General features: G+C 72.8%; 6 protein-coding genes. 5 read left to right on the top strand and 1 reads right to left on the bottom strand.

The annotated features are described in order from the left end of the window. Positions 1-418: 418 nt before the first annotated feature. From KY5_RS03690 to KY5_RS03675, 4 genes are read left to right on the top strand one after another with little or no spacing between them, the layout of a single operon-like run. Complete coding sequence (locus KY5_RS03690; RefSeq protein WP_234362599.1) at positions 419-838, top strand: acyl carrier protein; 420 nt, start codon at positions 419-421, stop codon at positions 836-838. After that, a complete protein-coding gene (locus KY5_RS03685) occupies positions 835-2,100 on the top strand; it encodes a cytochrome P450 (protein ID WP_098240819.1) in 1,266 nt (421 codons plus the stop codon). Before KY5_RS03690 ends, KY5_RS03685 begins: the two co-directional genes overlap by 4 nt. Next, positions 2,097-3,443, top strand: coding sequence for a condensation domain-containing protein (locus KY5_RS03680; protein WP_159072484.1), 1,347 nt, complete (start codon positions 2,097-2,099; stop codon positions 3,441-3,443). Before KY5_RS03685 ends, KY5_RS03680 begins: the two co-directional genes overlap by 4 nt. 1 nt (position 3,444) lies before the next feature. Continuing rightward, positions 3,445-4,968, top strand: a complete 1,524-nt coding sequence (locus tag KY5_RS03675; protein ID WP_098240818.1) for an amino acid adenylation domain-containing protein — start codon at positions 3,445-3,447, stop codon at positions 4,966-4,968. Between the two features lie 56 nt (positions 4,969-5,024). On the opposite strand, the gene KY5_RS03670 is transcribed toward KY5_RS03675, so the two are convergent. Then, a complete protein-coding gene (locus tag KY5_RS03670; RefSeq protein WP_098240817.1) occupies positions 5,025-5,747 on the bottom strand; it encodes a nitroreductase family protein in 723 nt (240 codons plus the stop codon). Positions 5,748-5,904: 157 nt separating this feature from the next. Between KY5_RS03670 and KY5_RS03665 the strand changes: the two genes are divergently transcribed. Then, positions 5,905-6,255, top strand: a complete 351-nt coding sequence (locus KY5_RS03665; protein WP_098240816.1) for a hypothetical protein — start codon at positions 5,905-5,907, stop codon at positions 6,253-6,255. Positions 6,256-6,266: the final 11 nt, after the last annotated feature.

The raw sequence follows: 6,266 nt of genomic DNA, 5'->3' as shown, positions 1-6,266 counted from the left end.
CTGGAAGCCTTGGCGAGGGTGTCGCGGAATTGCCGAGTTGCGCCCCCTGTGGCTCTTTGGCCTGCGGTTATTGCTATCACGCGAGCCGTGTTCGCTCTGTCGGTGCGCTGCTCGAAAAGGCGGTCCGAATGGGCTCGGGCGGGAACGTGCTTTCTCGTCCCCCGTACTCGGCCGGGTGTGATTGGGGTGCTGGTGGCGGGTGGGGCCGGGGGGCGTTGGTGGTGATCCCGTGTGTGCGGGAGTTTTATCTCTCCCCCAGGCGTCCCGGAAGTCGGGTCCGGTTCTTGACTCTCTTTTTGCGTTCCTTTGGAAAATCTTTTGAAGAGGCTTTGGCGGGAAAGCGAGGTCCCCGCCCCCTCCGGGGGCTGACAGGGTCGACGGACACCGCCTTGTCACGCCTTGGGGGAGGCCGATGCCGGTGGACGACCGTCCCGCAGTCGACGGCGCGAGCGCGCGCGAAGCCTTCGGCATGAGTTCCGACTACATCGAGCCGCGGACCACCGTCGAGCACAGACTGGTCGCCCTGTGGGGCACCGGCCTCGGCGGCATCGGTGCCGGGGTCGAGCCGATCGGCGTCGAGGACGACTTCTTCGAACTCGGCGGCGACTCCCTGCTCGCCGCCGAACTGCAGCTGGCCATCGACACGGAGTTCGGCGTGGAGGTGCCCGCGGCGGCGCTGTTCCTGACGCCCACCATCGCGGCCCTCGCCGAGGCGGTGGAGTCGGCGGCGAAGAACGGCGCGACGACAGGTCCCGGAACTCCTCGTCCGGAGCGAGAGCGAGGGCGGGAGCCGGAGCCGCAGTCGGAGCCTAAGTCGCCGTCGGAGCCAGGACAGTGACCGTCCCGCCCGCCGAAGTGAACCTCGCGGATCCGGCGCTGTACACGGAGGGCGACCCGTACGCGGCCTGGCGCGCGCTGCGCGCCCACGCGCCCGTGTCCTGGCAGCAGGTATCCGACGCACTCGGCTTCTGGTCCGTGACCCGGTACGCGGACGTCGAGCGCGTCCTCGCTGACCACGCGTCCTTCACCTCCGAACGCGGCACGCTGCTCAGCCTGCTCGGCAGGTCCGACCCCGCGGCGGGGCGGCAGATGGCGGTCACCGACCCACCCCGTCACGACCGGATGCGCGCGCCGCTGCACCGGGCCCTGCGGCTGCGCTCCGCCGAGGCGCACACCGAGCAGATCCGGGCGGGCATCCGTGAACTGCTGCCCGACGTGCCACCGGGCGAGGAGCGGACGTTCGACTTCGCCGCGGCCTGCGCGCAGCTCCCGCTGGTGGTGCTCGGCCCGCTGCTCGGCCTTCCCGCGCGGGACCGCCCCCGCCTCGTGCGGCTCGCGATGATGTGCGCGGCCGAGGACGACCCCGAACACCGGCTGCCCGGCGGATCCGAGGCGACCCTGGAGCGCGGTCACCGCGAACTCTTCGCGTACTTCGCCGACTTGGTGCGCGAGCGGCGGCGTGGGACGCACCACGACCACCCGGAGCGGCCGCACGAGGAACCCGGCGACCTGGTCGACGTGCTGCTGGCCATGGAGGTCGACGGCGCGCGCCTCACGCCCGGCGAGGTCCTCTCGAACTGTTACAGCCTGCTGCTCGGCGCGAGCGTGACGCTGGCCCACGTGCCTTCGGCCGCCGTGTTCGAACTCTCCCGCACCGGCCGCTACGCGGACTGGGCCGACCGGCCCGACCTGCTCGACAGCGGGGTGGAGGAGGCGCTGCGCCGGGCATCGCCCGCGCGTCACTTCATGCGCCACGCGCGACGGCCCGTCGTCCTGGCCGGTGTGCCCCTCGCCGAGGGCGACCCGGTCGTGGCCTGGCTCGGCTCCGCCAACCACGACGAGGCCGTGTTCCACCGCCCCGACGTGTTCGACCCGGGTCGGCGCCGCAACCGGCACCTCGCGTTCGGCGCGGGCCCCCATTACTGCGCGGGCGCGGGCATCGCCAGGGTCACGCTCCGGCTGTTCTTCGCGGAACTGTTCGCCCGGTACGCCGGGATCGAGGTGACCGGCGAGCCCCGGCGGGCGCGATCGACGTTCCTCTCCGGCATCACACACCTGCCCGTACGCGTACGGCCGAGGCAGAAGGAGGTGGCGCGGTGACGGAAGCCACGCCCCGCGCGACGCACGACACGCCCGGCGCGACCCACGCCACGCACCGAGCCGCCCAGGACACCCACGCCACGCACCGAGCCACGTACGCGCAAGAACTCCTGGGCCTCGTGGAGTCGCTCCTGCCGGGCACCGTCCTGCAACCCGGGTTCCTGGTGCGCGCGGCCTACCGGGTGTCGGGCACGGTGGACGAACGGGTGCTGCGCCGGGCCCTGGACGACGTCGTCGCCCGCCACGGCGCACTGCGCACCCTGCTGCTGCGCGACGGCGGTGCCCTGCGGCAGCGGGTGCTGCCCCCGATGCCGTCCCGGCTCGCCGTGACCCGCCTCGGCCCCGGCCGTTCGTTCGACGAGTGGATCGCGGAGGTCGCCCTGCGGCCCCACCCGTGCGACGAACCCCCGCTGCTCTGGGCGGACCTGGGCCGCAAGGGCGACGAGGCGGTCCTCGTCCTCGTCGCCCACCACATCGCGGCCGACGCCTGGTCGCAGGACGTGCTCGCCCGCGATGTCGTCACCGCCTACAGCGCCAGGCTCCGCGGCGATCCGCCGCTCTCGGCGGACGTCATGCAGTACGCCGACATCGCGGCGGAGGACCACGGCGACAAGTGGCAGGCCCGCATCGGCCAGGCACTGCCGTACTGGCGGGACCGGCTCACCGCGGTGGAGGGTCTCGGGCTGCCGGCCGAGACGCCCGACGCCGCGCCGGGGCCGACCGCCGTGCACTCCTTCCGCATCGATTCTGAACTGCGCGACGCCGTGCGCCTGACGGCACGGCACGGCCGCACCACCCCGTTCACCCTGCTCCTCACCGCCTTCGTCGGCGCGCTGCTGCCACCGGGCGACGCCCTGGTCCCGGTCATCACGGCGGGCCGCATCCCGTCCGAATGGGACACCGTCGGCTTCCTGCTCAACGTCCTGCAGATCCAGATCGAGCACTCCGGCGCGCACGACCCGGAGGCCCTGCGGGAGCTGTGCCCGCGCGTCGACCGGCGCTGCCGAGAGGCGTACGCCAACGACATCCCGCTGATCCGTGTCCTCGAGCAGTCCCCGCAGCTCCTGGAGCTGATGACCGCACGCGATCTGGTCGCCCCCGTCTTCCAGGTGATCGTGCGCTCACCGGTGCGCCCGGCGACACGGACGCCCGCGCTCGCCCTGGACCGGCTCACGCTGGACTCCCAGTCGGCGCTGCCGATGCCGCTGCCGTTCTTCTGGACGATGCGCTGGGACGACGAGCCGGGCGGCTACATCACCTACGACACCCATCTGTTCAGCACCGTGTGGATGGAACGCGCCGTCGCCACCTACCTGGACGCCCTGACCGGACTGGTCCGCTGACATGGCAGCGGCCCGCGCCACCGGCGACGTCCGGCTCGCCGGGCCCCGCTGGACCGGTGAGCCGCCGCACATCCTCGACCTCGTCGAGCCCCGCCTCGGCGGCCGCGCGTCCGCCGTCGCCGACGGCACGGGCACCTTCAGCTACCGCGAACTCGACGAGGTCTCGCGCGCGGTGGCCCACGCCCTGCTCGCCCGCGGCGCCCGCCCGGACGAGCCGGTCGTGGTGCACGGCACCGCCTCGCGCCACACGATCGCCGCGCTGCTCGGCGTCCTGCGGGCGGGCTGTTGCTACGTCCCCGTCGACGCGGAGTTCCCCGAGGAGCGGCGACGGCTCATGGCGCAAGGCTGCGGCGCCCGCTTCGTGCTCGTGCCGGAGGAGAACGAAGCGGGCGCCGTGGCGGGTCTCGAGCACGTCGCTCTCGCGACACGGCAGCGCACCGGGCAGCCGTCAGGACCTGCGGACGCGAGCGGCGGCACCCACACACGCCGCGGCACCCACGCCTACACCTGCTTCACCAGCGGCTCGACCGGACTCCCCAAGCCCGTGACGATCGCGGCCACGTCCCTCGGCTGGTCCACCGCCGCGCGCCTGCGCCACTACGCCGAGCGGGTCGGCGCGTTCCTGCTCTGTTCCTCGCTCTCCTTCGACAGTTCCATGGCGGGCATCTGGTGGACCCTGGCGAGCGGCGGGCTGCTCGTCGTCCCCGGCGGCAGACCCGGCGACCTGCTGGCCGTCGCCCGCGCCGCCGAACGCCACCACGCCACCCATCTGCTGATGGTCCCCTCGCTCTACGGAGTGGCACTGCGCGGGGGCCTCGCGCCCCGGCTGCGTACGCTCACCACGGTGATCGTGGCCGGTGAGAGCTGCTCGCCCGCCCTGGTCGCACGGCACCTGGCCGAACTGCCGCAGGCCGAGCTGTACAACGAGTACGGACCGACCGAGTGCACGGTGTGGGCCACGGTCCACGCCTGCGCGCCCGCCGACGCCCGCGCCCGCGCGGTTCCCATCGGACGGCCGATCGCCGGGGTGACCCTGCACATCGCGGCGGCACCGGACACCCCGGGAACGGGGGAGCTGTACATAGCGGGACTGGGCCTTGCCGTCCCCGGGACCGACGCGGAGCGCTTCGTCGACCTGCACGGCACCCGCCACTACCGCACGGGCGACCTCGTGACGGTCCGCGAGGACGGCGAACTCCTCTTCCACGGACGGGCCGACCACCAGCTCAAGCTCGGCGGCGTGCGAGTCGAACGCGCCGAGATCGAACGCGCCCTCACCTCGTGCGACGGCATCACCGATGCGGGCATCGGCGTGAGCGGGGCGCCCCGCCCCCGGCCGGTCGGCTTCGTCGTCACCGGCGGCACGGCACTCGACGAGCAGCGGGTCAGGGCGCAGTTGCTGCGCAGCCTGCCCACGACCGCGCTGCCCGCCCGCGTCATCGCTGTGCCCGCGCTGCCGCGCCTGCCCAACGGCAAGGTCGACTACGGGACGCTGGACCGCAGGGCGGCCGAGGTGCGCCGGTGACGCGTACTCCGGGGACGCCTACGGCCGTACGACAGCGCGTACGGGACGCCGCCGCGTCACCACGCGTCGCGGTGGACCACCTCGCGTACGGAACGGCGCCTGACAGGGCCGAAGTTGCCCACGGGATAGCCGACCGGGATCACGGCGAACGTGTTGATCCCCTCCGGGATGCCGAGTTCGCTCTTCCACTCCTGCTCCAGCATCAGGTGCCAGATGGTGATGTTGGCGGCGAGGCCGAGTCCCCGGGCGGCGAGGAGGAGGTTCTGCACTCCGGGATACACGCACGAACCCTCGGCCAGCGCATGGAAACGTATCTGCGTCGAGGGCTCGGCCTGCCGCGCCGCGGCGACGGGCCCGAGCGCCTCGGTCGAGGCCCGCACCCCCTCCGCGTCGATGCGCGGGGGCGGGAAGCTGTAGCAGGGAATGACGAGCGCGGGGGTCTGCGCGAAGTGATCGCGCTGGTACGTGATCGCGTCGACCATGCGCCCGTACGCCGCGCTGTCCATCCCCTCGGGCGCGTGCTTCCCCGTGGTCGCCAAGTAGGCGTCCACACAGCGTTCCCAGAGCGGGGCGAGCCGCGCCATCACCTCGCGGTCGGTGACGACGACGTACTCGTAGCACTGCATGTTGCCGCCGCTGGGACCCCACACGGCGGCCTGGACCAGTTGGTCGAGCACGGCCTCCGGCACCGGATCCGGCTTGATCCTGCGCATGGCGCGCATCGTGGACATGGTGCTGAACAGCGAGGGGTCCTCGGGCACTGCACGGGCATCAGTCATGATCACGACGGTAGATGACGGCGAGCGCGAGCGGCAGGGGCGTGACACCAGGATCCCGCGAGCAGGTGACCCGGGCGGCGGGTCACCCGTTACCCCGGATACCGAGTTACGCGTTCCGGTTGCCCCGTTGACCGGTCACCCGAGAAGGAGCCACGCCATGCACCGCCCCCTGACCACGCCGCGCCCTCTGATCACCCCCGGTCCCCGTCGCCTCGCCGCGTCCCTGGCCTGCGGCGTCATGCTGGCCGCCGTCCTCACGACAGGCTCCGCGGGCGCCGTCGCCCCCGCCGTGCCGAGGGCCGATGCCCCGGAACCCTGCGCCGCCATCACGGACCGCTTCGAGTCCGGGCTCTGCTACTTCGAGACCGCCAAGACCCTGGAGGACTGCTCGCCCCGCTGGCGGCGGGTCATGGCGGAGGTCGTCGCGTCCGGAGCGGTGCAGTTCTTCGTGAACCCGCTCGAACACTGCTCGGACACGGGGGCGCGAAAGGCGCGGCAGACGCGATGAGTTCCGGCGTC

This window comes from Streptomyces formicae, from assembly GCF_002556545.1.
Classification (GTDB): domain Bacteria; phylum Actinomycetota; class Actinomycetes; order Streptomycetales; family Streptomycetaceae; genus Streptomyces; species Streptomyces formicae_A.
This window is presented reverse-complemented; position numbering and strand designations above follow the sequence as displayed.

Bases quoted from the DNA above. Each gene is read 5' to 3' on its own strand.
- KY5_RS03675 (WP_098240818.1), top strand. From the start codon at position 3,445: ATGGCAGCGGCCCGCGCCACCGGCGACGTCCGGCTCGCCGGGCCCCGC.
- KY5_RS03670 (WP_098240817.1), bottom strand. From the start codon at position 5,747: ATGACTGATGCCCGTGCAGTGCCCGAGGACCCCTCGCTGTTCAGCACC.
- KY5_RS03665 (WP_098240816.1), top strand. From the start codon at position 5,905: ATGCACCGCCCCCTGACCACGCCGCGCCCTCTGATCACCCCCGGTCCC.